General features: G+C 65.0%; 28 protein-coding genes. 16 read left to right on the top strand and 12 right to left on the bottom strand.

What is annotated here, in order from left to right:
• Nucleotides 1-78: 78 nt before the first annotated feature.
• On the bottom strand, nucleotides 79-774 hold the full coding sequence (locus V5279_RS20220) for an SGNH/GDSL hydrolase family protein (RefSeq protein WP_338700338.1): 696 nt from the start codon (nucleotides 772-774) through the stop codon (nucleotides 79-81).
• Nucleotides 775-899: 125 nt separating this feature from the next.
• Between V5279_RS20220 and fabG the strand changes: the two genes are divergently transcribed.
• Nucleotides 900-1,580 (top strand): 3-oxoacyl-ACP reductase FabG, encoded by a 681-nt coding sequence (fabG, locus tag V5279_RS20215; RefSeq protein ID WP_338700336.1) that lies wholly within the window; start codon nucleotides 900-902, stop codon nucleotides 1,578-1,580.
• Between the two features lie 89 nt (nucleotides 1,581-1,669).
• Here fabG and V5279_RS20210 read toward each other — a convergent pair whose 3' ends face one another.
• Entirely contained in the window at nucleotides 1,670-2,014 is a 345-nt protein-coding gene (locus tag V5279_RS20210; RefSeq protein WP_338700334.1) for a GrlR family regulatory protein, read from the bottom strand.
• 142 nt (nucleotides 2,015-2,156) lie between these two features.
• Between V5279_RS20210 and V5279_RS20205 the strand changes: the two genes are divergently transcribed.
• The 3 genes from V5279_RS20205 to V5279_RS20195 all read left to right on the top strand — a co-directional run bounded on the left by V5279_RS20205 (nucleotide 2,157) and on the right by V5279_RS20195 (nucleotide 3,555).
• On the top strand, nucleotides 2,157-2,840 hold the full coding sequence (locus V5279_RS20205) for a DUF2161 domain-containing phosphodiesterase (protein ID WP_338700332.1): 684 nt from the start codon (nucleotides 2,157-2,159) through the stop codon (nucleotides 2,838-2,840).
• 16 nt (nucleotides 2,841-2,856) lie between these two features.
• Entirely contained in the window at nucleotides 2,857-3,156 is a 300-nt protein-coding gene (locus V5279_RS20200) for a putative quinol monooxygenase (RefSeq protein WP_338700330.1), read from the top strand.
• A 90-nt stretch (nucleotides 3,157-3,246) separates the two neighbouring features.
• On the top strand, nucleotides 3,247-3,555 hold the full coding sequence (locus tag V5279_RS20195) for a hypothetical protein (protein ID WP_024581534.1): 309 nt from the start codon (nucleotides 3,247-3,249) through the stop codon (nucleotides 3,553-3,555).
• Nucleotides 3,556-3,636: 81 nt separating this feature from the next.
• On the opposite strand, the gene V5279_RS20190 is transcribed toward V5279_RS20195, so the two are convergent.
• Together V5279_RS20190 and V5279_RS20185 are read right to left on the bottom strand one after the other, a co-directional pair.
• Nucleotides 3,637-4,260, bottom strand: a complete 624-nt coding sequence (locus V5279_RS20190; RefSeq protein WP_166294757.1) for a GNAT family N-acetyltransferase — start codon at nucleotides 4,258-4,260, stop codon at nucleotides 3,637-3,639.
• A 139-nt stretch (nucleotides 4,261-4,399) separates the two neighbouring features.
• Nucleotides 4,400-4,798, bottom strand: a complete 399-nt coding sequence (locus V5279_RS20185; RefSeq protein ID WP_166294755.1) for a PaaI family thioesterase — start codon at nucleotides 4,796-4,798, stop codon at nucleotides 4,400-4,402.
• 184 nt (nucleotides 4,799-4,982) lie between these two features.
• On the opposite strand from V5279_RS20185, the gene V5279_RS20180 reads away from it, so the two are divergent.
• Nucleotides 4,983-5,768: a cobalamin-binding protein gene (locus V5279_RS20180; protein WP_338700323.1), complete on the top strand. Its 786-nt coding sequence runs from the start codon at nucleotides 4,983-4,985 to the stop codon at nucleotides 5,766-5,768.
• A gap of 180 nt (nucleotides 5,769-5,948) precedes the next feature.
• On the opposite strand, the gene V5279_RS20175 is transcribed toward V5279_RS20180, so the two are convergent.
• Together V5279_RS20175 and V5279_RS20170 are read right to left on the bottom strand one after the other, a co-directional pair.
• Entirely contained in the window at nucleotides 5,949-7,226 is a 1,278-nt protein-coding gene (locus V5279_RS20175; protein ID WP_166294753.1) for an ArgE/DapE family deacylase, read from the bottom strand.
• A 54-nt stretch (nucleotides 7,227-7,280) separates the two neighbouring features.
• The gene (locus V5279_RS20170; protein WP_414645954.1) at nucleotides 7,281-7,973 is read right to left on the bottom strand and encodes a pyridoxamine 5'-phosphate oxidase family protein; all 693 of its coding nucleotides are present in this window, start codon (nucleotides 7,971-7,973) and stop codon (nucleotides 7,281-7,283) included.
• Between the two features lie 105 nt (nucleotides 7,974-8,078).
• Between V5279_RS20170 and V5279_RS20165 the strand changes: the two genes are divergently transcribed.
• Genes V5279_RS20165 through V5279_RS20155 form a run of 3 tightly spaced genes read left to right on the top strand, consistent with a single transcriptional unit; the run spans nucleotide 8,079 to nucleotide 10,061 of the window.
• Nucleotides 8,079-9,605 (top strand): PLP-dependent aminotransferase family protein, encoded by a 1,527-nt coding sequence (locus tag V5279_RS20165; protein ID WP_338700319.1) that lies wholly within the window; start codon nucleotides 8,079-8,081, stop codon nucleotides 9,603-9,605.
• Between the two features lie 46 nt (nucleotides 9,606-9,651).
• A complete protein-coding gene (locus tag V5279_RS20160; RefSeq protein WP_166294747.1) occupies nucleotides 9,652-9,804 on the top strand; it encodes a hypothetical protein in 153 nt (50 codons plus the stop codon).
• A gap of 11 nt (nucleotides 9,805-9,815) precedes the next feature.
• The gene (locus V5279_RS20155) at nucleotides 9,816-10,061 is read left to right on the top strand and encodes a DUF6719 family protein (RefSeq protein ID WP_166294745.1); all 246 of its coding nucleotides are present in this window, start codon (nucleotides 9,816-9,818) and stop codon (nucleotides 10,059-10,061) included.
• Nucleotides 10,062-10,113: 52 nt separating this feature from the next.
• Here V5279_RS20155 and V5279_RS20150 read toward each other — a convergent pair whose 3' ends face one another.
• Nucleotides 10,114-10,509 (bottom strand): hypothetical protein, encoded by a 396-nt coding sequence (locus V5279_RS20150; protein ID WP_338700316.1) that lies wholly within the window; start codon nucleotides 10,507-10,509, stop codon nucleotides 10,114-10,116.
• A 39-nt stretch (nucleotides 10,510-10,548) separates the two neighbouring features.
• Nucleotides 10,549-10,707 carry a hypothetical protein gene (locus tag V5279_RS20145; RefSeq protein WP_338700314.1) on the bottom strand — a complete coding sequence of 53 codons (159 nt, stop codon included), beginning with the start codon at nucleotides 10,705-10,707 and terminating at the stop codon, nucleotides 10,549-10,551.
• 461 nt (nucleotides 10,708-11,168) lie between these two features.
• Here V5279_RS20145 and V5279_RS20140 point away from each other — a divergent pair, with 461 nt between their 5' ends.
• The gene (locus tag V5279_RS20140; RefSeq protein ID WP_029082263.1) at nucleotides 11,169-11,396 is read left to right on the top strand and encodes a hypothetical protein; all 228 of its coding nucleotides are present in this window, start codon (nucleotides 11,169-11,171) and stop codon (nucleotides 11,394-11,396) included.
• Between the two features lie 71 nt (nucleotides 11,397-11,467).
• Here the strand turns inward: V5279_RS20140 and V5279_RS20135 are convergent, their stop codons facing one another.
• Complete coding sequence (locus V5279_RS20135) at nucleotides 11,468-11,965, bottom strand: CreA family protein (protein WP_338700311.1); 498 nt, start codon at nucleotides 11,963-11,965, stop codon at nucleotides 11,468-11,470.
• 282 nt (nucleotides 11,966-12,247) lie between these two features.
• Between V5279_RS20135 and V5279_RS20130 the strand changes: the two genes are divergently transcribed.
• The 4 genes from V5279_RS20130 to V5279_RS20115 all read left to right on the top strand — a co-directional run bounded on the left by V5279_RS20130 (nucleotide 12,248) and on the right by V5279_RS20115 (nucleotide 16,747).
• Nucleotides 12,248-14,020: a L,D-transpeptidase gene (locus tag V5279_RS20130; RefSeq protein WP_414645937.1), complete on the top strand. Its 1,773-nt coding sequence runs from the start codon at nucleotides 12,248-12,250 to the stop codon at nucleotides 14,018-14,020.
• Between the two features lie 270 nt (nucleotides 14,021-14,290).
• A complete protein-coding gene (locus tag V5279_RS20125; RefSeq protein ID WP_338700307.1) occupies nucleotides 14,291-14,860 on the top strand; it encodes a glutathione peroxidase in 570 nt (189 codons plus the stop codon).
• A gap of 182 nt (nucleotides 14,861-15,042) precedes the next feature.
• Nucleotides 15,043-16,071: a polysaccharide deacetylase family protein gene (locus V5279_RS20120; RefSeq protein ID WP_029082267.1), complete on the top strand. Its 1,029-nt coding sequence runs from the start codon at nucleotides 15,043-15,045 to the stop codon at nucleotides 16,069-16,071.
• A gap of 109 nt (nucleotides 16,072-16,180) precedes the next feature.
• Nucleotides 16,181-16,747 carry a dihydrofolate reductase gene (locus V5279_RS20115; RefSeq protein ID WP_338700305.1) on the top strand — a complete coding sequence of 189 codons (567 nt, stop codon included), beginning with the start codon at nucleotides 16,181-16,183 and terminating at the stop codon, nucleotides 16,745-16,747.
• 117 nt (nucleotides 16,748-16,864) lie between these two features.
• On the opposite strand, the gene V5279_RS20110 is transcribed toward V5279_RS20115, so the two are convergent.
• On the bottom strand, nucleotides 16,865-17,317 hold the full coding sequence (locus V5279_RS20110; protein ID WP_338700304.1) for a DoxX family protein: 453 nt from the start codon (nucleotides 17,315-17,317) through the stop codon (nucleotides 16,865-16,867).
• Between the two features lie 172 nt (nucleotides 17,318-17,489).
• Nucleotides 17,490-19,799 carry an NADP-dependent malic enzyme gene (locus V5279_RS20105; protein WP_166204562.1) on the bottom strand — a complete coding sequence of 770 codons (2,310 nt, stop codon included), beginning with the start codon at nucleotides 19,797-19,799 and terminating at the stop codon, nucleotides 17,490-17,492.
• Between the two features lie 92 nt (nucleotides 19,800-19,891).
• On the opposite strand from V5279_RS20105, the gene V5279_RS20100 reads away from it, so the two are divergent.
• Both V5279_RS20100 and V5279_RS20095 read left to right on the top strand, forming a co-directional pair.
• Nucleotides 19,892-20,026 (top strand): hypothetical protein, encoded by a 135-nt coding sequence (locus V5279_RS20100; protein ID WP_275948997.1) that lies wholly within the window; start codon nucleotides 19,892-19,894, stop codon nucleotides 20,024-20,026.
• Nucleotides 20,023-22,035 carry a hypothetical protein gene (locus V5279_RS20095; protein WP_338700298.1) on the top strand — a complete coding sequence of 671 codons (2,013 nt, stop codon included), beginning with the start codon at nucleotides 20,023-20,025 and terminating at the stop codon, nucleotides 22,033-22,035. Before V5279_RS20100 ends, V5279_RS20095 begins: the two co-directional genes overlap by 4 nt.
• Before the next feature lie 151 nt (nucleotides 22,036-22,186).
• Here the strand turns inward: V5279_RS20095 and aspS are convergent, their stop codons facing one another.
• Nucleotides 22,187-23,962 (bottom strand): aspartate--tRNA ligase, encoded by a 1,776-nt coding sequence (gene aspS / locus V5279_RS20090; protein WP_338700296.1) that lies wholly within the window; start codon nucleotides 23,960-23,962, stop codon nucleotides 22,187-22,189.
• Nucleotides 23,963-24,158: 196 nt separating this feature from the next.
• On the opposite strand from aspS, the gene V5279_RS20085 reads away from it, so the two are divergent.
• Complete coding sequence (locus V5279_RS20085) at nucleotides 24,159-25,631, top strand: protein adenylyltransferase SelO (RefSeq protein WP_338700294.1); 1,473 nt, start codon at nucleotides 24,159-24,161, stop codon at nucleotides 25,629-25,631.
• The last annotated feature ends 7 nt before the right edge of the window (nucleotides 25,632-25,638 follow it).

The raw sequence follows: 25,638 nt of genomic DNA, 5'->3' as shown, positions 1-25,638 counted from the left end.
AGGATTCTGCGAACGACTTACGGAACTGCCGCAAATTTTATCCAACCGGCCCTACTCCGTAGTCTTACGTAGTCAGCGTTACGTGATCGCTTCCGGCTTCAAGGCGTCGTCGATGGCGCCAAACAGCGACTGGGTTACGCAATTCGTCGCCCATTCGCTGGTGTGAAGCAGAAGCTGGCCGCCATCGTCGAGCTCGGTCAGGGGAATACCGGCGTCGACCCAGCGCTTCATCAACGCGAAACGGCTGAACAGGTTGACGCGCTTCTTCGCTGTGACCTCGGCGATCATCGGCATGATCACATTGGCGAGGTTGAGCGCAACTGGCGTCCCGACAACCGCCTGCGTGTACTGGGAATCCATCACGACGACGTCAAGCGGCAGCGCAGCGAGCACGTCGAGCCCGGCCTCCAGCGTGGCGCGCACCTCGGCCGGATTGTAGCTCTTGTAGACGGCGTTGGTGCCGACCTGCCAGATCACCAGCACTGGCGCCTCGGTCGTGACGTCGGACTCGATGCGCGAATATTCCTCAGGCGCCTCCTGGCCGCCGACCCCGCGGTTGATCACATCGATCATCCGGCCGAAGAAGCGTTGCCGCAGCAGCATTTCGAGCCGCGGCGGGAACGGCAGGATGTTGTCCGCGCCCGCCGTCGACGACGATCCGAGCGCCACCACCTTGATCTTGCGTTGATGCCGCAGCGCTTCCGCGAAATGCGGCAACCGATGTCCGAACTTGACGAGTTCGAGGTGGGTTTCGCATGGCCTGGGTGTCGGCATCGCAAACATCCTTGAGGTGAATGAACTGATGAATGCGCGCAGTAGGAGGCGGAATTGGCGGCATTGCAAATGAATTCCGCCTGATCATAGTGGGCGGAAGCCTGCTCGCGCATACGGAGACCGCCATGAACGGAAAAGCCATCGTCATCACCGGCGCCCTTGGCGCGCTTGGCAAAGTGGTCACCGAGGAGGCCCTGGCGCGCGGCGCGCGCGTCGCCGGGATCGATCATGCAGCCTCAACGCTTGCGCCGACCGCCGACCGCATCGAGCTCGGCGGTGTCGACCTCACCGATCCCGCGCAGGCGAAGGCTGCAATCGACAAGGCGGCCGCGCATTTCGGCCGGCTCGACGGGCTGATCAACATCGCCGGCGGCTTCACCTTCGAGGCGGTGAGCGACGGCGATCCCGCGACCTGGCAGCGCATGTACGCCATGAATGTGATGACCGCGCTCAACACATCGCGCGCCGCCATTCCGCATCTCACCAAGTCGGGCGCTGGACGCATCATCAATATCGGCGCACTGGGCGCATTGCAGGCCGCGGCCGGCATGGGCCCTTACTCGGCTTCGAAGGCCGGCGTACATCGCCTGACGGAGTCCCTCGCCGCCGAACTCAAGGGCAAGGTCACCGTGAACGCCGTGCTGCCCTCGATCATCGATACCGCGGCCAATCGCGCCGCGATGCCTAAGGCCGATATCTCCAAATGGGTGACGCCGAAGGAGCTCGCCGACGTCATCCTGTTCCTCGCCAGCGACGCCGCAAGCGCCGTGACCGGCGCGCTGCTGCCGGTCAATGGGCGGGTTTAGATCGCCACGAGCTTCTTGAGCACCGCGAGAAAACGGAGACGCCACGCGCTTGAGACCCTCGACCTTGCAGTGCCGGTCCGCATCACGCGTCAGTCAGCAACCAACAGCCGCAGCCTCGACCTGAAACGGATGCTCTGCTTGCCGGCGAGCGCCATGCCATTACCCTCGGCGGTCTCGTCGGTATAGGTGCCGGTGAAGCCAATGGTGACCACCTTGCGTTCCCACACCGGGCGCTCGCCATAGGTCGGCGAATGCTCCTCATTGGTGACCTCGCCCTTCCACTTGCCATCGGCCGCGGTGTAGTTGCCATAGGCATAGAAGAACGAGTCGCCGCCGCGCATCTGGCCGTCGCGCAGCACCATGACGCCCTGATTGCCGCCAGAGACGCCGTCGAGAAATTCGACGGTGATGTGATAGAGCCCGTTCCGGATCATGAAAATAGCCGCGCCTTGTCCCAGCCTCACAATAGCCGCTGGGGCGGGCTTTGAGCAAATTCCGTCCGCGGCGGCAGGGCTCTTTCCGGGCTATGCTGCTGCGAATTGAGTCGCGGCCGAACCGCCGCCGGAGCCGTGCCCGTTGGAAACTGCGCTTTATCTGCCCGTCAAACGCTTCCTCGAAAAGCTCGGCTTCACGGTGAAGGGCGAGATCGGCGGCTGCGATCTCGTGGCACTGAGCGGCGACGATCCGCCTGTCGTCGTGATCGGTGAACTCAAGCTCGCCTTCAATCTCGAACTGATCCTGCAGGCGGTCGACCGTGCCGCCGCCGCCGACGAGGTCTGGATCGCGGCAAAGGTCTCGGCCCGCGGCAAGGGCCGCGAGAGCGACGCGCGCTATCGCAATCTGTGCCGGCGGCTCGGCTTCGGCATGCTCGGCGTCACCGACCGCGGCGACGTCGAGGTGCTGGTGCCGCCGCCGACCGCGGCCATCAGGCGCAATCCGAAGAAGCGCGCGCGCCTGATCACCGAGCACCGGAAGCGCAAGGGCGATCCCGTGATGGGCGGTTCGACGCGCGCGCCGATCATGACCGCCTACCGGCAGCAGGCGCTGGCCTGCGCCTGTGCGCTGTCGGATGGGCCACGGCGGGTGCGCGATTTGCGCGCCGATATTCCCGACGCCGGCAAGATCCTGCAGCATAATGTCTATGGCTGGTTCGATCGCGCCGAGCGCGGCATCTATCTGCTGACCGATGCCGGCCGTGCCGCATTGAAGCGCTGGCCGCAACAACCGATCAATGCGTCAGGGGCGGAAGCCGCCCCGTAAAGCACTGGGGGACATCATGATTGTCGTCACCGGCAGCGTCACCGCCCGCCCCGATACGTTCGATGAGGTGCGGCGCCTCAGCCTTGAGCATGTCCATCGCTCGCGCACCGAGCCCGGCTGCATCTCGCACGCGGTGCACGTCGACTGCGAGGACCCGCTCAAGCTGGTGTTTTTCGAGCAATGGGCCGATCGCGCCGCGCTGGCGGCGCATTTTGCGGTCCCGGCTTCCCGTGACTTCGTCCGCGCGCTGCAATCTCTCGCAGCGGCTGCGACCACGATCGAACTTTATGACGCTCACAAGATTGAGAGACTCTAGCTGCATGGCTGGATTGCCATCTCACATTCATATTGCAATGCAACATTAGGGCCCTTACGTATCTCCCGCGATTCAAGGGATGAGGCGGCGATGAGCGGAGACTGGAACACCAAATACGGCACAAGGCGCGTGCGGCACGATCCGCCGACCCTTGAAGAGGCAATCTTCGCGGCCATCGGCATCACCGATGACGTGGAGGCCCAGGCCGAGATCGCGTCGTCCCTGATGGGACTGCCCTATGACGAGGTGCTGGCCGAGGTGAAGAAGACCGCGCGCGTCAGCGCCCGCACCGGTACGGCAACCCGCGTGATCGCCGGCGAACAGGGCGCACAGCGCTCCGTCGTGGTCGAGCGCCGCGTGGTCCGGCGCTTTGCGACCGACAAGCGCACCGGCACCTGAAAGACGACATCCGATTGCTGAAAGAAAAAGGGCAATCCGCTGAGCGGATTGCCCTTTTTGCATTTGATCCGAGGTATCGGCTCAGGCCGCCCGGCCCCAGCCGGACATCTGCATCACCATCCGCCAATAGGCGCGGTTCATGTCGACGATCACGCGCGCAGCCTCGACCGGCGTGACCACCGCAGCAGCCGGTACCGGCTCGGCCTGGTGTTGCTCGGTCAAGTCGATGCTGCCGGTGGACTCACCATGACGGAAGGTCAGCTGCGCACCGAACTTGGTGGCGAGCGCACGCATCGCATCGTTCTGCGCGCCGGTGGTGATGCGCAGGCTGGTGTAGCCCTTGGCATGCGCCTCGGCGATCAGCTTGCGAAACAGCGTGCTGCCGACGCCCTTGCGCCGCACCGACCGCTCCACGCTGAAGGCGATCTCGGGCTGCGCGTCCGGTGACTGCTCCGGCGGATGCAGCTCGGCCGCGCCGCGGACCACGCCATCCTCGAAATAGGCGATGATGACCGTGCCGTCATTGGCGCAGCGCTCGGCATAGCGGCGGATGAAGCTGTCGTCGATGAAGCCATGAAAGCGATCATGACGACTGGTGCGATCCAGCCGCAGCAGATGATCGCGCAGCAGAGGAAGCTCCTCCTGCTGGCTCAACGTCCGCACGGTGCCCTTGGCGGACGTCGGTCGGATGGAATCATAGTTCATTTCATAACTCCTCTTGGTAGCCCTCGAGGAGGCGTCGAGTCCCTAGCACCCCAATATTGTGCATCGCACCATATAATTCAAGCACTGAGATTCATTTAAGTAAACAATGATGTGATTGATAGATCACATTATCGCCTCATCATAATACCAGCTGCGTTTGGGTCACCACCGCGACCAGCTTGCCATCCTCGGTCTCCAGCCTGGTCTGCCAGACCTGGGTGCGCCGGCCCCGGTGAACCGGTGTTGCCGTGGCGACCACGGTCATCCCCTCCTTGGCGCCGCCGATGAAGTTGGTCTTGCTCTCCAGCGTCGTGGTGCCCTTGGCGTCTTCAGGCAGGTTGATCACGGTGGCGGCGGCGCCGACCGAGTCCGCCAAGGCCATCACCGCCCCGCCGTGGATGGTGTGATGGAGGGTGCAGAGATCCGGCCGCACCAGCATCTTCGCGACCACCCGATCCTGGCCGGCCTCGGTGAAGGTGACGCCCTTCAGTTCCGCGAACGGCATCTTCATCGACTGGATCTTTTCGAGCGGCGTCATGGGCACTCCCTGGCTTGTTCTTGCGGCGTCGGTCCGCGGGCAGAACCGCGCCTTCGGCCTTCTTCGAGGTTGGTGCCGGCATGATGGATTGCCTGACCGGGCCCGGCAATGACCTCCGAGGTAATGGTGCGGATGACGTCATGGCATCAGTGACAATCGCGCGTGAGTCTGCATACCGTCCACGATGCGCGACTTCCCTCCCCGCCGGATCGTCTGCCTGACCGAGGAGACGGTCGAAACACTCTATTTGCTCGGCGAGCAGGACCGTATCGTCGGCGTCTCCGGCTATGCGGTGCGGCCGCCGCAGGTCCGCCGCGAGAAGCCGCGCGTTTCCGCCTTCATCTCCGCCGACATTCCAAAGATCCTGGCGCTCGACCCCGACCTCGTGCTCGCCTTCTCCGATTTGCAAGCCGAGATCGTGGCTGATCTCGTGCGTGCCGGCGTCGCCGTGCATGTGTTCAACCAGCGCGACGTCGCGGGCATCCTCGCAATGATCCGCACCCTGGGCGCGATGGTCGGTGCCGCCGAGCGCGCCGGGCAGCTCGCGCAAAGCCTCGCACAACGGCTGGACGCGATCGCGGCGGTGCCGCGTCCCGCGCCGCGGCCAAAAGTCTATTTCGAGGAATGGGACGATCCCCTGATCAGCGGCATCGGCTGGGTGTCCGAACTGATCGACATCGCCGGCGGCGCGGACGCGCTGCCGCATCTGCGCGCGCACAAGGCCGCCAAGGATCGCATCATCTCGCCTGATACGGTGCGCGAGGCGATGCCCGACGTGATCCTGGCATCCTGGTGCGGCAAAAAGGTCGTGCCCGACCGCATCCGCAAACGCGACGGCTGGACCGACATTCCCGCTGTGCGCAACGACCGCATCGTCGAGATCAAGTCGCCGGTCATCCTGCAGCCCGGCCCCGCCGCGCTGACGGAGGGGCTCGATGCGATCGTCAGGGCGTTGTGGGCGGAGAGCTGAACCTTCCGACGTCGTCCCGGCCGAGCGCGCGATTGCGCACGGAGCCGGGACCCATAACCACCAATCTTGATTGATGTACAGCGCTGCAATGACGAGTCCCGATCACAACATTCGCCGCGGAGTATGGGTCCCGGCTTTCGCCGGGACGACACTAAATTTGTTGAGGGGCGGAAACCGCGGCTACGCCTTCTCCACGCCGCACCATTCCGCGATGAACAATGCGGTCGCCTTGGTCGACTTCCGCAGCGAGTCCAGCTCGACATATTCGTTGAAGCCATGCATCGCCGCGCCATTGGCGCCGAAGCAGAGGCTCGGGATGTTGTAGTTCAGGCCGTAGAAGCGCGTGTCGGTCAGCGCGGTGAAGGCGCGATCTTCCACCGCGCCGCCATAGACCGTCTGATGTGCCCTCGCGAAGGCGGCTTCCGGCGCTTCGGAATTCACCAGCTCATAGCCTTCCGACAGGAAGCCCGACCACTCCACCTGCGGCGGATTGTTGGAAAGGAAGCGATGGTCGCGCGCCGCGGCCGACACGCAGGCCAGAATCTCCTTCTGGCATTCGGCGATCGACCAGCCCGGCAGCACCGCGATGCGGCAGTCGACGTCGCACCAGGCCGGCACGCTGGAGGCCCAGTCGCCCCCCTTGATGATGCCGGGATTGAAGTTGATCGGATGATTGACGTCCTTGAAGTGGCGGTCGGCCTTGGCGCGCTCGTTCCAGGCGATCTCGAGCTTCTCCAGCGCATGCACCAGATGATACGCCGCCATGATCGCGTTCGAGCCGGCGCCGGCCTCGAACACATGCACCGGGAAGCCGCGCACCTTCAGGCGGAACCAGATCACGCCGACCTGCGAGCGGATCATCTTGCCGTTGGTCGGCTCGGGGATGAAGCAGGCATCGGCGCGATAGCCGCGCTGCAAGGTCGAGAGCGCGCCGACGCCGGTGCTCTCCTCCTCGATCACGGACTGGAAGTGGATCCGCGCCGTCGGCTTCAGGCCAGCCTTCCTGATCGCATCCAGCGCATAGAGCGCGCCGATCGTGCCGGACTTCATGTCGCAGGCACCGCGGCCGTACATCTTGCCGTCCTTGATCACGGGCGAGAACGGCGGCGTCTCCCACATCTCGAGCGGGCCGGTCGGCACCACGTCGCAGTGGCCCTGCAGGATCAGCGATTTACCGGCATTGGTTGCCGGGCGATAAGTGCCGACCACCGTGCGCGCCTTCGAGAAATCATGCTCGATCGGGCCGAAGCCGCGCAAATCCCTGAGCTCGTCGAGATTGATGTGCCAGTCGTCGACCTCGTAGCCGCGCTCGCGCAAGAGATCGCCGATCATGTCCTGGCACGGCCCCTCGGCGCCGCGGGTCGAGGGGATCGCGACGAAGGCCTGCGTCGTCGCAAGCTGCGCATCGAATCCCTCGTCAACGGCAGCAAGGATTCGTTGTTGCGTCTCGGCAGTCATGCGGCAGCTCCATCGGGGAAATCAGACAGGCGGGAGCCGCACCGTAACCCGATTTCACTCCGCCTTGTATTGCGCAAAATAGGCATCCCGCAATGCATCTTCGAGCAGACGGCCTTCCGAATAGCCATCGAGTGTCGCAGGCCGCGTCACGCCGTCGAGCAGCCGCGAACACGGCTCCGGCGCGCCGAGCACGGTGCGCACCGGGATACGCTCGGCATAGATCGGCAACTCGTAATCCTCGTCGTCATCGGCAACGCCCTTGGCGCGAACCTTGGCCGAGGCTTCGTCGATCTCCATCGCGATGAACGAGGTCGCCTTGATCTCCTGCTTGCTGCTGGCGCGCAGGCTTGCGGTGCGCTCCGGAAAGAAGCGGTCGACCATCGCAACGATGGCGCGCTCCTTCTCTTGCGGGTCGGTGACGAGATAGGCTGAGCCGAACGCCATCACCGCGCGATAGTCGGCCGAGTGATTGAAGCCGCAGCGCGCCAGCACCAGGCTGTCGAGATGGGCGACCGTCAGGCACACCCTCTGCCCTTCCGACTGGTTCTCCAGCATCCGGCTCGCGCTCGAGCCGTGCCAATAGAGCTTTGTGCCTTCGCGCCAGAAGAAGGTCGGCGTGCAATAGGGCTGGCCGTCGATCACGTAGGAGACGTGGCACAGCATCGAGGCGTCCAGGATCTTGTGCACGGTTGCGTGGTCGTAGAAGCCGCGATCATGGCGGCGCTTCACCCGGTTGCGGGACGACATGGGGTAGGACGGAGTGGATGCGCCTTCGGTCACGGCGGTGCCTTTCGAAATTGGAATATGTCGAGAGTTGTAGCGACCCATTTGGTCTGCGATAGTGCCAATTCCATGCGAAAAATTCCGACCAATTCCCGCAAGCCTTCGCCTGGCAAGGCCGAGCTGCCGCTCGACCTCGCCGGTCCCCACGTCGCGCAGGGCGCGGCCTCGCAGCAGCGGCTCTATCAGGCGCTGTGCCACGCCATCGTCGGCGGCCTGGTCAAGCCGGGCGAGCCGCTGCCGCCCTCGCGCACGCTGGCAAAACAGACCGGCTTCCGACGCAACGCCGTCACCACGGCCTATGAGCGGCTGATCGCCGACGGATTTGCGGTGGCAACCACGGGCTCCGGCACCTTCGTCGCCGCGCGCATCCCGGCGCAGGCCACCGCACCGCGACGCGCGAAGATCGAGATCGAGTCGCCGCAGCACAACGCGCTGTCGCTCGGCTGCACCCATATCGACGAACGCGCGCTGCAGCGTTTCCGCGCCTTTGCCGGCCGCAGACTGCGCGCCTTCGGCTCCGAGCATCTGCACTATGGCGATCCCCGCGGTAGCAGCGAATTGCGCGCCGCCATATCAGATCATCTGCTGTCGGCGCGCGGACTGCGCTGCGATCCCGACCAGATCATGCTGGCGTCGGGCACGCTGCATGCGCTGCGCATCGTGCTCGGCGCGATCCTCAAGCCCAGCGATCAGGTCTGGTGCGAGGATCCCGGCTATCCGGCGGCGCGGCGCGCGATCGAGCATTGCGGCTATCGTTCGGTGTCGGTGCCCGTGGATGCCTCAGGCATGCGCGTCGACAAGGGCCGCGCATCGGCGCCGCAGGCACGCGCCGCCTATGTCACGCCGTCGCACCAGTTTCCGCTCGGCGTGCAGATGTCGATGCCGCGCCGGCTCGAGCTGCTCGACTGGGCTCGCGATGCCGGCGCCTTCGTGTTCGAGGATGATTACGACAGCGAGTTCCGCTATGACGGCGCGCCACTGTTGTCGCTCGCCGGCATCGATCATCTGCGCCGCGTGATCTACATGGGCACGTTTGCCAAGACGCTGTTTCCGGGCTTGCGGATCGGTTACTGCGCCCTGCCCGAAGCCTTGATCGGCCCGGTGACGGCGGCGCGCGCCGCGCTCGACCGCTTTCCCGCCACGTTGATGGAAGGCGCGGTTGCCGACATGCTGAACTCCGGCGCCTTCGCCGCCAATTTGCGCAAGTCGCGCAAACTCTATCGCGAGGCGCGCGACGTGCTGGCATCGACGCTCGAGAGCGCATCCGAGGGCGCGCTCACGGTTCCCGTGCCCTCGCAGGGCCTGCATCTCGTGGCCAGGCTCGATCCCGCGACCGATCCACTCATTGCCGCGGAGGCAAAAGCCGCCGCCGGCGTCGGCGGCTGGCTGCTCGCCGAGACCTATCATCGCGCGCGTCCATTGCCCGGCTTCGTGCTGGGATTTTCCGGTCATCCGGTTCCGCAACTCATCGCGTCGGCGGAACAATTGGCGAAGGCAACGCTGATTGCGCTGCGCGCGACGCGCAAAGGACCAGTCAAGGGATCGATCAAGTCATCCGCCAAACCGCGGCGCGCTATGAGAATCGCAGCGACCTGACTAAGGTCGCGCGCGTTCAGTCAGTGCCAGCGTACGGAGATACCGGATGCCTGCCAATCGCAACGTCCTGTATCTCGTGATCGGCGGGTTGGTCCTGATTGTGGGCATGCTCGGCTACAATCTCTATCAGGCGAAGAAGCAGCCCGAAGGCCTGCAGATCAATGTCGGCCCCGACGGGGTCAAGATCCAGAACAAGTGAGGGAGGCCGCGATGCCGCGCATCGGATTCGTCGCGCTGATCGGCGCCGTCGCATGTGTCGCCCTGAGCGCCCCCGCCTCCGCGCAGCAGGCCTTGATGCGCGAGGGCGACATCGTCGACCTCCGGGTCGGTCAGCGCGTCCTGGTCGATGACGGCTCGTGCCCGGCCGGGCAGATCAAGCAGGTGATCGGCGCCAAGCTGAGCCAGAACGGCGTGGTGCGGACCCGCAGCTGCGTGCCGCGCCTCGCCAAAAAATAAACGCCCCGCTTCCGCGAGGCGCCTGCTTCTTCATTATTTGGCAACGCGCCGCTCAGTTCGAGATCGGCTCGAACATGCATTGCAGCGTCGGCTTGGCGATCTTGGTGAAGGTCGGGCCGATCTCGGCCTGCTTCGACGGCGGCACCCAATCGGTCTCGATGGTCGGCACGCCGGTCTCGCTGATCCCGCGCAGCAATGCCTGACGGAGGTCGGGATCATCCACCGTTGCTGCGGCGTGGTCGTGCAGGCAGCCGCAGACGGCTTCGGGATGCGCCCAGCGGCCAAGCATGTGCGGCGCGCACTGGCGAACGAATTCGTCGCGCGGCTCAGTTACCCGGTACAGCGACCGGATCTGCATCGATTCGAGTGGAAGCTGGGATTGGGCCTGCGCGGAACCCGCCAGGACGAGCAATGCGAACATCGCGGCGGAACAGATACGGTGCAACATGAGTGGCCTTTATCGGCTGTTCTGTTTTTCGCGTCGCGTTCAGTTGGCCTGCGCCATCACCATCGGGGCCACAGTGACCACCGACGAGCCGTTATAGGAGAAGGTGCCGATGCCGGGCAAACCGCTGTCCGGGGAACCAGCCATCGACGAACCGGCCATCACGAAGACGACGGCGAGGATCAGGCTGATGGTCCGCATGTGACAGTCTCCGTTATTCCGGCCGGCGTCCGCGCCGTTGTGTTGACGGTTTGATAACGAACTGCCGTTTCCGGAGTTCTGCGGAACAAGTCGAAAATGGTTTCATCAACCGGAGAATTGTTTCGTCGGCTGGCGATCGACGAAACATTGGCCGGAAAACATCAATATTTTCAGTGATGGAGCGGCGGCGGAGCGCGTGTTCAAGATTTCGCGCGTCGAGGCCTGCCGTGGTGCCCGCCTTGGCGCCCGTCCTTGGCACCTGTTTTGGCCGCAGCCGGGGCGATGGCCGATTCTGCGTGCAAATTGAGCGGGCTACCGCGCTTTCTTAACTTTCCTCTGCTGAGACAGGAAGCAGCACAGCAGGTCGGCGGTGAACCGGGCGACGGTCCAGCCGACTCATATCGGCACCGTGCAACCATCTCCGCGGTGGCACGTTGTGGTGATTCCCTATCCAACGAAGGATGTCAGTCGTGGGCAATGGCAACATGGGCGTTGGCAATGAATCCGCGGCCACCAAATCCGGCCCGCAGAAGCAGATGACGGCCGCAATGTCGCAACAGGGCACCCATGTGATGGGCGACAATGAGTGCGCGCAGCAGAAGCTGGTCCGCCTCGTCGGCTGCCGCGACTCGAAGGTCAAGCCGGGCCTCAGCCTCGGCGCGAAGCAGTTCGGGCAAACCAACCGCTAGTTTACCCACCGCTTCAGCCGAACAGGCCAAACCCATGCCGGGGCAATCGAATGAAGGCTACCGAACAAAGCCTATTGAATAAACTCGCCGCACTTCTGGATGGCGGCATCGGTCGGGCCCCACGGCATGATCGGCACCGACGAGGTCGAGTTCTTCGGCGAGCCCTCGATCAACCTGTCCGAATAGACCATGTAGACCAGCACGTTACGCTTGGCGTCGCAGCCGCGCACGATCTGCATCTTCTTGAAGAACAGCGACCGGCGCTTGCTGAACATGTCGTCGCCCTGGCCGAGTTTGTTCTTGAAGCGGATCGGCCCGATCTGCCGGCAGGCCAGCGAGATATCGGAGACTTCCTCGGCAAGTCCAAGCCAGCCCTTGAAGCCGCCCTTCTCCGGCACCGTGAAGTGACAGGCAACACCTTCGACCTCGGGGTCGTCGACGCCGTAGGTCGCGAGCTTGTCGTTGGGGCTCATCAATTTGAACACCGTAGAGCGGCGAAAGATCAGGTCCGGCTCATCTGCCGCGGCCGCCGGACGGGCCAACCCCAAACCCAGCACCATCAGCAACATTGCGCACCCCGATCGAGACAACAGTCGCACGTCACACAAGCTCACACTTCTCGATGTCATTGAGGTCTCCGCGGGGTGGGTCCCGCCTATGTAGTGCGCAAACGCCGCACAGGAAGGCGCTGACGGCTCGGTGATCAGGCTGGGCGTTTAACCTCTTGTGAGGCTTTTTTGCTACGCTTTTGGCGAAAAATACGCGCCTCACGGAAGGGTTAATCGCATACGCTGGTGAACGCGTTCCACGTCTGCGACAACCAAGGAATAGTTTGGACTGGGATTCGGAATATGCACGGAACGGGACGGCGGATTTCGATTTTTGATTCTGCCAATAGGCGGTTCTGGCGGTTTGCAGTTTTGACTGCAGCCGGCACCGTCGCCGCCTCCTCACAGGCCGATGCTGCGCTGTTCTACTGGAACAGTGATTCCGGCTATTACGGTGATTACCAGCCGCGGCCGGCCCGGCCGAAGCCGAAGCGCAATCTGACCAAGAAAAATCCGGCGCTCGAGAAGGAGGCCGGCGCCAAGCCGCAGGGTCCCCTGATCATCTCGGTCTCGATCGACCAGCAGCGCGTCAGCGTCTACGACGCCAACGGCCTTTATGCCGAGAGCCCGGTGTCGACGGGCATGAAGGGGCACTCGACCCCGATGGGTGTCTTCAGCGTCATCCAGAAGCAGAAGTATCACCAGTCCAACATCTATAGCGGCGCACCGATGCCGTACATGCAGCGCATCACCTGGTCGGGCATCGCCATGCACGCCGGTGTGCTGCCCGGCTATCCGGCCTCGCATGGCTGCATCCGCATGCCGATGTCGTTTGCGGTCAAGATGTACGGCTGGACGCGAATGGGCGCCCGCGTGTTCGTCACGCTGGGCACGATCACGCCGGAGAACTTCTCGCATCCGTTGCTGGTGACGCAGAAGGTTACGCCGCAGCAGCCGGTTGCCGACGAGATCCTGAAGATGGATGCGCCGCTCGGCGTCAAGACCGACAAGGGCGCCGACAAGCAGTCCGGTCTCGATTTGCGCACCAGCGTCGGCCACGCCGCCCTGCCCGCTTCGCTGCGCGACAACACCCATACCGCCGACGCCAGCAGTGCGATGCCGGCGGCGAGCGCGTCGGTGACGATGTCCGACGCCTCCTCCTCGGCGACACGGGACGCGATCGCCGACAAGCTTGCAGCCGACAAGCCCGAGACGGTCCAAGCTGAGACCGCGACCGACCAGCCGCCCGAGACCAATTCCGCTACCGACGACAAGACGGTCGGCGAAACCACCGGCAGCACCGACACGCCGAAGACCGAGGTCTCCGCGAAAGCCCCGGTGAAGGCCGAAGGCAAAGCTGACGAGCCGAAAACGGACGCCGCCAAGCCCGGCATTGCCGAGGCTTCCAAGACCGATGCGAAGGCCGATGCGCCTAAGGCTGATGCCGGCAGGGACGCGAGCAAGGACGCGGCGAGCAAGGACGCTGCCAAGGCGGCGGATGCGGCCAAGACCGCTGACAAGCCCGCCGAGCCGGCAACCGCGGCCGACGCGCCCGATGCCAAGAAGGACGCTGCCAAGGATACGGCACGGCTGCCGGGCGTCGCCAGGATCGACGTGTCGAAGCGCGCCGGCCAGATCGCGGTGTTCATCAGCCGCAAGGATTCCAAGCTCTATGTGCGGCAGAACTTTGCGCCGCTGTTCGACGTGCCGGTGACGATCGCCGCGAGCGACCGGCCGCTTGGCACGCATGTCTTCACCGCGGAAGCCGACAAGACCGATACCAACCTGCTGCGCTGGTCGGTGGTCACGCTGCCGACCCGCAATGCCGCCCGTGTCGACGCCGAGGAGCATGTCTCGCATCGCCGCAAGGTGGCGGCCGCACCGCCGGTCGAGGCCAAGCCGCAGCCAGCGACGAATACCCCCGCCGAGGCACTCGACCGCATCTCGATTCCATCAGACGTGATGGCGCGGATCAGCGAAGCGCTCGGCACCGGCGGCTCGATCATCGTCTCCGACCTCGGCGTCAACCAGGGCGAGACCGGCGAAGGCACCGACTTCATCCTGCCGCTACGCTAAGCTTTCGGGCTGTACCTCTCCAACCCTCTTCCCGAGAGCGAAAATCACTTTCCGTCGTGGCCGGGCGTAGCCGTCCGAAGGACGGCGTCGCTTCCGCTCGCCTATGTCCCGGCCATCCACGTCTTTCTCGCCCGTTGGAGCGAAGACGTGGATGCCCGGCACAAGGCCGGGCATGACGGCTAAGATGTTCCCTTCCGTAACGCCTTGTTGAAGGCTTGGGCCTGCGCTCTGGATTATCATGTCAGGCACATCCGATCCGGGGACATCATCATGATCAACCGCCGAACACTGATCGTGACGGCCTTGGCCGCGGCCGCAGGATCGCGTGCGCTGCATGCGGAGCAGCCCGCGATGAGCCGGATCACGGCCTACGCCTTCTCATTCCCCGCACTCTCGGGCGGCGATATCAGCCTTGCCGACTATGCCGGCCATCCCCTGATGATCGTGAACACGGCCTCGCTCTGTGGCTTCACGCCGCAATATGCCGGCCTGCAGCAATTGTGGACCGAATTCCGCGAGCGCGGCTTCGTCATCATCGGCGTGCCCTCGAATGATTTCGGCGGCCAGGAGCCCGGCGGCCCGACCGAGATCGCCGAGACCGCGCAGCATCAATACGGCGTCACCTTCCCGATCGCAGCGAAGGCTGTGGTCCGGGGCGCGAGCGCGCATCCTTTCTACCGCTGGGCGGCCGAGGCGCGGCCGAAGGACGTGCCGCGCTGGAATTTCCACAAATACCTGATCGGCCGCGACGGCTACATCGCCGACGTCTTCCCTGAGTCGGTCACGCCCGACGACACCCGCATCAAGACCGCAATCGCACGGACATTGGCGGCCGCCTGAGAAGCCAAGATAATCTCAAGATAATCCCCGGAATTAACTGATCCGACGAGGATTTTGGGCACGCGCCCGCCCACCTTCATTGCCTTGGCGTCGCGACTGCGACTAGGGTACGATCGGTTGGGGGTGAAGCGGTCCGGGTGCGGCAACGCCGGCACGGAAGCGCGATCAGCAGGGAACACGCCATGCGCATTGCGGCAGGTCTGATTTTCGCAGGGACCGTATCGTTGCTCGCGTCGAGCGCAGCTTGGTCGCAGACGCCGCCCGCCAAGGGCGCTGCGGCAGCGCCGGCCAAGGGCGCCGCCACAGCGCCGGCGGCAGCACCAGCGGCCGCAGCGCCAGCGCCCGCCGCCGCGGCACCTGCGCCCGCCACCGCAAACGCCGCACCAGTGCCGCCGAAGCAACCGCCGCAGCCGGCGCGCGCTGCCTGCAACAATCCGAACGCGCTCGGCGTCGGCCGCACCGTCGAGATCGACACCACCGGCGGGCCCGGCTTCGGCTTCGAGCATTTCAAGCAGCTCGACTTCCTGCGCGACCATGAAGTGGTGCTGACCTTCGACGACGGTCCGTGGCCGGCCAACACGCCCGCGGTGTTGAAGGCGCTCGCGGATGAATGCACCACGGGCATCTTCTTCCCGATCGGCAAGCACGCCACCTATCACCCTGAAATCCTGCGTCAGGTGTATGCCGCCGGCCACACGGTCGGCGCGCACACCTGGTCGCACGCCAATCTGAACAACAAGAAGCTGACCGAGGATCAGAAGAAGGACGAGATCGAGCGCGGCTATGCCGCGGTCAAATGGGCGCTCGAGGTTTCACCCTCGCCGTTCTTCCGCTTCCCGGCGCTGCAGCATCCGCCGGAAATGGTGACCTATCTCGGCAACCGCAACATCGCGATCTTCTCCTGCGACCTCGACTCCTTCGACTTCAAGTCGAGCAAGCCGCAGCAGGTGATCGACACCGTGATGAAGAAGCTGAACAAGCTCGGCAAGGGCATCATCCTGATGCACGACTTCCAGAAACACACCGCGGAGGCGCTGCCCGCGCTGCTGCAGCAGCTCAAGGCCGGCGGTTACAAGGTGGTGGCGATGCGCGCCAAATTCCCGGTGACGGTGCTGCCGCAATACGAGCAGGAGCTCGCCAAGGACGTCAAGCTGCCGACCGTGAGCTCGCGGCCGGTGAACAGCGTCGTCACCACGGTCGACCAGCAATAGCGCGCGCGACAGTCTGGAGCGTTTTCGAGCGAAGTGGGTACCGGTTCGCGTGAAGAAAACGCGTCAAAACAACAACCCAGAGCCCCGTTCGGATTCGATCGGAACGGAAATGGCTCTGGTGTCTGGGTTGCGTATCGAGGGTTTCGTCATCGTCTCCGCCGATGGCCGGCTGGCCAACGCGCACAATGTGATGCCCGACGATCTCAAGATCGAGGGGGACAAGCGGTTCTTCACCGCGGCTCTCGACCGCGCCGACCTCGTCGTGCATGGCCGTCACTCCCAGGAAGAGCAGCCGAACGCGCCGAAGCGGCGCCGCCTGATCCTGACCGGCAAGGTCGCGGCCACCGCGCCCGATCCGGACAATCCGAAGGCGCTGTTGTGGAATCCGGCCGGCTGCCCGTTCGAGGCGGCGAGCCGCGAGGCCGGCGTGACATCGGGCATGGTTGCCATCATCGGCGGCCCCGGCGTGTTTGGCATGTTCATGGACCGCTACGACACGTTCTGGCTGTCGGTCGCGCCAAGGGTGCGCATCCCCGAGGGCGAGCCGTGCTTTCCGGGCGTCCCTGCCCGCACCCCGCAGCAGGTGCTTGCTGCGCACGGGCTTCGCGCCGACGCGCCGCAACTGATCGATGCCGCGCAGGATGTCAGCGTGACGCCGTGGCGGCGGGTGGGTTGAGATCGATCGAAGATCGTAGGGCGGGTTAGCGTCAGCGTAACCCGCCGTCTTTCGTTCCCGATGCACAGGTCGGCGGGTTACGCTACGCCAACCCGCCCTACGCAGCTGCGTATCGTCCTACACGTCCCCATACGCCGGCTCATCGCGGCGCGGGCCGCGGCCGTAGCCGGCGATGATGAACAATGCGCCGATCAGCGACAGGTTCTTCAGCGCCTCCATCAGGGTCTTGCCGTTGTCAGGCGCCGCCTGATTCCAGAAATCGTGGAAGTAGAAGGTCGTAAAGCAGACGAAGATGATCAAAAGGATCGCGAAGAACCGCGCCAGCACGTTCACAGCGATCATCAGGCCGGCGATGATCTCGAAGGCGCCGATCGTGATCGCCAGGAGCTGCATGAACGGCATGCCGGCGAAGGTTTCGATCTGCTGCGTATAGGGCGCGATCACGGCGGGAATGGTCACCTTGGCCGTGAACAAATCCGCCGTCGCCTGGATGCCGAACAGCTTGGTCGCCCCCGAATACAGGAACAGCACGGCGAACAGAACGCGCCCGAAGGTGATCAACGCTGGCATGGGTCGGCCTCACTGGATGGCAGAATCGGACGAAGCAGGCGGAGAGATTATGGTCGCTCCACCTGCTTCGATCAAATCGAATCGGTCGCGAGCATGATCCGGACCCGAAGGGCCGCGTTAGCGCAAAGTGCGTAGCGGTTTTCTGAACAGATCATGCTCAAACGACGATCTTTTACCCAAAGAGCGTCGGCTGCGCGCGGCCGGCGCGCTCCTGGGCTTCGACGGCGGCAACCGCCGTCATGTTGAGAATGCCGCGCGCCGTCACACCGGGGGTGAGGATGTGCGCCGGGCGCGCCGGACCGATCAGGATCGGCCCCACCGGCAGCGCGTTGGCGAGCGATTTGATCATCTGGTAGGCGATGTTGGCGGCGTCGAGGTTCGGCATGATCAGGATGTTGGCCTCGCCTTCCAGCCGCGATTGCGGCAGCACGAGCTTGCGCGCCACCGCCGACAGCGCTGTGTCGCCCTGCATTTCGCCGTCGGCCTCGATCTCCGGATGCTTGTCCTTAAGGAGCTGGGTGGCCCGCCGCATCTTGCGCGAGGAGTCCGTATCATAGCTGCCGAAGTCGGAATGTGACACGAAGGCGACCCTCGGCTTGAAGGCGAAGCGCTGGACGTGGATCGCCGCGAGCGACGCCACTTCGGCGAGCTCCTCCGCACTCGGGTTCGGCCGCACCTGGGTGTCGGCGAGGAAATGCGCGCCGGTGGAGGTGATCATCAGCGCCAGCGCGGCATAGTCGCTGACCCCCGGCAGGAAGCCGATGATCTCGCGGACATGGCGCAGATGGCTCATGTAGCGGCCCTCGACACCGCACAGCATCGCATCGGCCTCGCCGCGCGACACCGCGAGCGCGGCGATGACCGTGTTGTTGGTGCGAACCACGGTCCGCGCGCCCTCGGGCGTCACCCCGCGCCGGCCGGCGACGTCGATATAGGACTGCACGTAGGAACGGTAGCGCGGATCGTCCTCGGGATTGACCAGGTCGAAATCGCGGCCGGCCTTGATCGACAGGCCGAAGCGCTTGATCCTCGTCTCGACCACCGATGGACGGCCGACCAGGATCGGCCGCGCCAGCTTCTCCTCGAGCACCACCTGGGTCGCGCGCAGCACGCGCTCATCCTCGCCTTCGGCGTAGATCACGCGCACCGGCTGGGTCTTCGCCTTGGCAAACACGGGCTTCATGGTGAGGCCGGAGCGGAACGAGAAGCGCTCGAGATTGGCCGCGTATTCGTCGAAATTGGTGATCGGCCGTGTCGCGACGCCGGACTCGATCGCGGCCTTGGCCACGGCCGGCGCAATGCGCAGGATCAGGCGCGGGTCGAACGGGCTCGGGATCAGCGAGCCCGGGCCGAACCCCTGCGTCTCGCCGGTCTCGAAGCCATGGGCCACCGCATCCGACGGCGGATCGCGCGCGAGCTGCGCGATCGCATCCACCGCGGCGTGCTTCATCGCCTCGTTGATCGCGGTGGCGCCGACGTCGAGCGCGCCGCGGAAGATGAAGGGGAAGCAGAGCACGTTGTTGACCTGGTTCGGATAGTCCGACCGTCCCGTGCAGATCATCGCATCCGGTCGCGCCGCCCGCGCCTCTTCCGGCATGATTTCAGGTACCGGATTGGCAAGCGCCATCACCAGCGGCCCATCCCCCATCTGCTTGACCATCTCCGGCTTCAGCACGCCCGGCGCCGACAGCCCGATGAAGATGTCTGCGCCCGGAATCACGTCCGCCAGCACGCGCGCGTCGGTCTTCTGGACATAGACCGCCTTCCAGCGATCCATCGTGGTGTTGCGGCCTTCATAGACCACGCCGTCGATGTCGCAGACCCAGATGTTCTTGCGCTGCGCCCCCATCGAGACCAGCAGGTTGAGCGTCGCGATCGCCGCCGCGCCGGCCCCCGAGCAGACGATCTTGACGTCGGGCAGCTTCTTGCCGTTCAGCAGCAGTGCGTTGACGATCGCGGCTGCGACGATGATGGCGGTGCCATGCTGGTCGTCGTGGAACACCGGGATATTCATCCGCTCCTTGAGCTGCGCCTCGATCTCGAAGCACTCCGGTCCGCGGATGTCTTCGAGATTGATGCCGCCGAAAGTCGGCTCCAGCGCGGCGACGGTCTCGACCACGCGCTCGATCGTGTCGGCCTTGATCTCGATATCGAACACGTCGATGCCGGCGAATTTCTTGAACAGCACCGCCTTGCCTTCCATGACGGGCTTGGAGGCAAGCGGACCGATATTGCCGAGACCGAGCACGGCCGTGCCGTTCGAGACCACGGCCACCAGATTGGCGCGGGCGGTCAGGGTCGCCGCCTCGGCGGGGTTCTTGGCGATCTCGGTGCAGGCGGCGGCGACGCCCGGCGAATAGGCCAGCGCCAGGTCGCGCTGGTTGGCAAGCGGCTTGATCGCCTGGATCTCGAGCTTGCCCGGCCGCGGCAGCCGGTGATAGGCGAGCGCCGCGTTATGGAGTTCTTCAGACGATGACGACATGCGTGCTCCCCGCGTTTCCGGCCCAAATTTCTTGTTTCTGTGCTAATCCAGGCGAAAGTCAGTTGTCCGGCAAACCGAGCCGGATGTGAAGCATGTCCAGCCGCTTGGATGCAACATCCGATAATATCCCCGTCAACAGGCCCGGGCGGGCCCGTTCAGTGATGCTGCACCTTCTGGCCGCGGATTGGCAATTTTTTTCCCTTGATGATCCGGAGTTGACCGAATGAAGAAAATTCTGCTCGGCCTGATCGCTGTCATTGTCATTGCGGTCGGCGGCTTCTTCGGCTTCGACCTGTATGCCCAGCGCCGGGTCACGCGCGAGGTCGAGGCCGCCTTCGAGCAGGTCCGCGCCACCGGCGCCAAGGCGAGCCACGGCAAGATCGCCTTCGACGTCAAGAGCCGCACCTTGACGATTGCAGACATCGCCACCGAGACGGGAGCGCAGTCCCCGGTCAGCGTCAAGATTGCCAGCCTCACGATGACAGGCCTCGGTCAAACGGAGGCGGCACGGGTCTCCGCCGACAAGCTCGAGTTCAGCGATGTCGCGATTGGCGTGGCGGGGCCGAGCCCGACGATCGCCTCCCTGACCTACAAGGCGCCGCGGATCACGGTGAAGGACTATTCCGCTCCCGCCGGCCTACCCCAGCTTCCGGCCTCGTCGTCCATCGTCGAGTTGTACCGGTTCGCGTTCGCCCAGCTCGCGAGCATCAATGCGTCGTCGGTGACCGCGCCCAGCTTGACCGGAGCGCTGACCTTCAGCGCCGCAGCACATGCCGGCGACGGCGCCGGCGGCACATTCGACTATTCGGGCCTTGCCATCGAAAACATGAAGGACGGAAAGATCGCGTCCAGCAAGACCGACAAGGTTGCGTTCAGGATCAATTCGCAGGCGGCAGGCAAGCCGGTCAAGATGACCGGCGACCTCGCCAATATCGCCGCGACCGATATCGACGTCGGTGCGATGGCAGCGATGTTCGATCCGGCCAAGGCCAATGACGACCGGGACTATCGGGTTCAGGGCCACGTTTCGGTCGGTCCCTATGTGATCACCGTGACGCCTGATGCCGTCGCCGCCACGCCCGGCCTGAACATGCGGATCGAGGGCGTCACGGTCGACGACGTCAGGATCAACCCGTCGCGGATGCAACTGCCGGCGCTGCTGGCGATGATCCCGCCGCCGGGCAGCGCGCCGCCGTCTCCGGCCCAGGCGCGCGAATTGCTTGAGAAGGTCGCCGGACTTTATTCGGGTGCCGGCATCGGAAATGCCGAGATACGTGGGCTCTCGGTTGAGACGCCGCAGGGCCCGCTCAAGCTGTCCTCGGTGCGCTTCAATTTCGAACACGGCAAGATCGGCGAGCTTGCCGTCGAGGGGCTCGATGGACGTGGACCACAGGGTCCCATCAAGGTCGGACGCTTCGCGCTGAAGTCGCTCGACGTCGCCAACTTCATGCGGCTGTCGGCGCAGTTCTCCGCCGAGAAGCCGTCGGCGGAACAGGCGCTGGCGCTGTTTCCGCTGCTCGAGGGCATCGAGCTCAAGGGCGTCGCGACGCCGTACAAATCCACCGGCAAGCCGGTCAACATCGATGTGTTCAGCCTCGACTGGGGTCAGTTCGTCGGATCGATCCCGAGCAGACTGCGCCTGGTCGCGAAGTTGGCCGCACCGGTGGATGCCTCCGACCCGCGGCAGCAGCCGCTGATCGCGGCCGGGATCGACCGGATGGTCGTCGACGCCGATCTCGGCGCTGCCTGGACCGAGGCGTCGCGCTCGTTCGCGCTCGAGCCGGTCAAGTTCGACATGGCGGGGCTTGTGAAGGCGTCGGCGAAGGTCTCGCTCGGCAACGTGCCGCGCGAGGCATTTTCGGCCAACGCAGCCGAGACCATGGGCGCGGCAGCGCAGATCGAGGCCAGCGCGATCGAGCTCACCGTCCATGACCTCGGCGTCATCGATCTCGCGGTCGCGCAGTACGCGCGCAGCCAGAATGTGGGCCGCGACGCTGCACGCAGCGCCATCCTCGAAACCATCAAGGCGCAGGGCGATGCAATCGGCGGCAGCAATCCCGACGCCACTGCCCTCATCACCGCCATCAGCCGGTTCATCGAGACGCCGGGGCAGACGCTGGTCGTCAAGCTGACGCCGCGCGCCAAAGCGCCGGCGCTTCAGCTGATGCAACTGCTCAAGATCGATCCGCAATCGGCGCTGGCGCAATTCCGGATCGAGGCCTCGACGGGGTTGTGATCTCCCTCGCTCCCCGTTCTTACGGGGAGAGGGTCAGGGTGAGGGGCTGCCTCCGCGAATCCGAGAGATGAGTGTGCGCGGAGAGATGCCCCTCACCCGGCGCTTCGCGCCGACCTCTCCCCGCAAGAGCGGGGCGAGGTGACTTCGAAGGCTAGCTCTTGGCCGGCAGGTTGGTGCGGATGTGCAGCTCCTTGAGCTGCTTTGGCGTCGCTTCCGACGGCGCGCCCATCAGCAGATCCATGGCCTGCTGGTTCATCGGGAACAGCGAGATCTCGCGCAGATTGTTGGTGCCGCAGAGCAGCATCACGATGCGATCGAGACCGGCCGCCATGCCGCCATGCGGCGGCGCGCCATACTGGAACGCACGGTACATGCCGCCGAAGCGGTCGATGACCTCCTGCTCGCCATAGCCGGCGATCTCGAACGCCTTCACCATCGCTTCCGGCTTGTGGTTGCGGATGCCGCCGGAGGCGATCTCGTAGCCGTTGCAGGCGATGTCGTACTGGAAAGCCTTGATGGTCAGCGGGTCCTGCGACTTCAGCGCGTCGAGGCCGCCCTGCGGCATCGAGAACGGGTTATGCGAGAAGTCGACCTTCTTGTTCTCCTCGTCATACTCGTACATCGGGAAGTCGACGATCCAGGCGAGTTCGAACCGGTCCTTGTCGATCTGGTTCAGCTCCTCGCCGAGTTTCGTTCGGGCAAGGCCGGCGAATTTCCAGAACTTCTCCGGATCGCCGGCGACGAAGAACGCCGCGTCGCCCTCCTTGAGGCCGAGCTGGTCGCGGATCGCAGTGGTGCGTTCCGGGCCGATGTTGTTGGCAAGCGGACCCGCGCCCTCGCCGCCCTCGCGCCACATGATGTAGCCGAGGCCGGGCTGGCCCTCGCCCTGCGCCCACGAGTTCATGCGGTCGCAGAACGCGCGCGAGCCCCCGCCGGTGCCCGGGATCGCCCAGACCTGGTTCTTCGGGTCTTCCAGCATCCGCGCGAACACCTTGAAGCCGGAGCCGCGGAAGTGCTCGGAGACTTCCTGCATCACGATCTTGTTGCGCAGGTCGGGCTTGTCGGAACCGTATTTGCGCACGGCCTCGGCAAACGGAATCCGCGGCCAGTTCTTCGTCACCGGCTTGCCCTTGGCAAAGTCCTCGAACACGCCTGTGATGACAGGCTCCATCGCCGCGAACACGTCGTCCTGCTCGACGAAGCTCATCTCGACGTCGAGCTGATAGAACTCGCCCGGCAGACGGTCGGCGCGCGGGTCCTCGTCCCGGAAACACGGCGCGATCTGGAAGTAGCGGTCGAAGCCCGACATCATCAACAGCTGCTTGTACTGCTGCGGCGCCTGCGGCAGCGCGTAGAACTTGCCGGGATGGATCCGCGACGGCACCAGGAAGTCGCGCGCGCCCTCCGGCGAGGACGCCGTCAGGATCGGGGTCTGGAATTCGAAGAAGCCCTGCTCCTTCATCCGCTTGCGCATGGAATCGACCACCGCGCCGCGGGTCATGATGTTCTGGTGCAGCTTCTCGCGACGCAGGTCGAGGAAGCGGTACTTCAGCCTGATGTCCTCAGGATATTCCTGCTCGCCGAACACCGGCAGCGGCAGCTCGGCCGCCGGGCCAAGCACCTCGATCTCCTTGATGTAGACCTCGATCATGCCGGTCGGCAGTTCGGGATTGTCGGTGCCGGCGGGACGGTGGCGCACCTTGCCGTCGATCCGCACCACCCACTCCGAGCGGAACTTCTCGACCTCGGCGAACGCCGGCGAGTCCGGATCGGCCACGCATTGGGTGATGCCGTAATGGTCGCGCAAATCGACGAACAGCACGCCGCCATGGTCCCGGACACGATGGACCCAGCCTGACAGCCTGGCCGTCTGGTCGATATCGCTCTCTCGGAGCGCGCCGCATGTGTGTGACCGGTAGCGATGCATATTCGTTCCAAAACTGATGTCGGAGGGTCGAATCGCGACAGGGCCAAAATGCCCTATCCGAAGTTGCGGAGGGTTTACCCGACGTGGCCGGGTGCGGCAACCAATGGAACGGCCGGTTTTCGGGGCAAACGGCAGATTTTCCGCGTCGGAGCCGCCAATCGTTTGCCTATTCGGCCCGCAGGCCTATCTTCCCGACATGACCATCCATTTCCCGTTCCAGAACACCTATTCGGCGCTGCCGGCGAACTTTTTCGCCCGCGTCGCGCCGACCCCGGTGGCCGCCCCCCGGCTGATCAGACTGAACCGGCCGCTCGCGCTCCAGCTCGGGCTGGATCCGGACCTGCTGTCGACCCCGGAGGGCGCCGAAATCCTCGCCGGCAAGCGCCTGCCTGACGGCGCCGACCCGATCGCGATGGCCTATGCCGGCCACCAGTTCGGCCACTTTGTTCCCCAGCTCGGCGACGGCCGCGCCATCCTGCTCGGCGAGGTCATCGACCGGGACGGCGTCCGCCGCGACATCCAGCTCAAGGGCAGTGGCCCGACCCCGTTCTCCCGCCGCGGCGACGGCCGCGCCGCGCTCGGCCCGGTGCTGCGCGAATACATCGTCAGCGAGGCGATGTTTGCATTGGGCATTCCGACCACCCGTTCGCTCGCCGCCGTCGTGACCGGTGAGCCCGTGATGCGCGAGACCGCGCTGCCGGGCGCCGTCCTGACCCGCATCGCCTCGAGCCACATCCGCGTCGGCACCTTCCAGTTCTTCGCCGCCCGCGGCGACACCGACGGCGTCCGTGCGCTGGCCGACCACGTCATCATCAGGCACTATCCCGAGCTGAAGGACGCCGCCCAGCCCTATCACGCGCTGCTCGCGGGCGTCGTCGCGCGACAGGCCGCGCTGGTCGCGCGCTGGCTGCTGGTCGGCTTCATCCACGGCGTGATGAACACCGACAATACCTCGATCTCAGGCGAGACCATCGACTACGGCCCCTGCGCCTTCCTCGACGCCTACAACCCGGCGCAGGTGTTTTCCTCGATCGACGAGATGGGCCGCTACGCCTACGCCAACCAGCCGCGCATCGCGTTGTGGAATCTGACCCGGCTCGCCGAGTGCCTGTTGCCGCTGCTCGCCGACGAACAGGAGAAGGCAATTGAACAGGCGCAAGTGATCCTCGGCGACTTCCCGGAAAAATTCACCGCGGCCTATCAGGCCGGGCTGCGTGCCAAGGTCGGCCTGTTCACCGCGCGCGACGGCGACGAGGCGCTGATCCAGGACCTGCTCGACGCGATGGCAAAGAACGGTGCCGACTTCACGCTGACCTTCCGCCATCTCGGCGAGGCGGCAAGCGACGACGCCGCCGACGTCCGCGCGCAGTTCACCGATCCCGCAGCGTTCGACGAATGGGCCCCCCGCTGGCGCGCCCGCCTCGCGCTGGAACAGCAGACGCCGGCCGAACGCAAGGCCGCGATGCGCGCCGTCAACCCGGCCTTCATCCCGCGCAACCATCGCATCGAGGCGGTGATCGCGGCCGCCGTCACCAACGACGACTACGCGCCGTTCGAGGAGCTGCTGACGGTGCTGGCGAAGCCGTTCGAGGACCAACCACAGTTCGCGGCCTACGCCGATCCGCCGCTCCCCGAGCAGCGCGTGACGCAGACGTTCTGCGGGACGTGAGGCGCCC

This window comes from Bradyrhizobium sp. 26S5 (assembly GCF_036923295.1).
Taxonomy (GTDB): Bacteria; Pseudomonadota; Alphaproteobacteria; order Rhizobiales; family Xanthobacteraceae; genus Bradyrhizobium; species Bradyrhizobium septentrionale.
The sequence above is the reverse complement of the archived record's forward strand: the minus strand, read 5'-3'. Positions and strand labels throughout refer to the sequence as shown.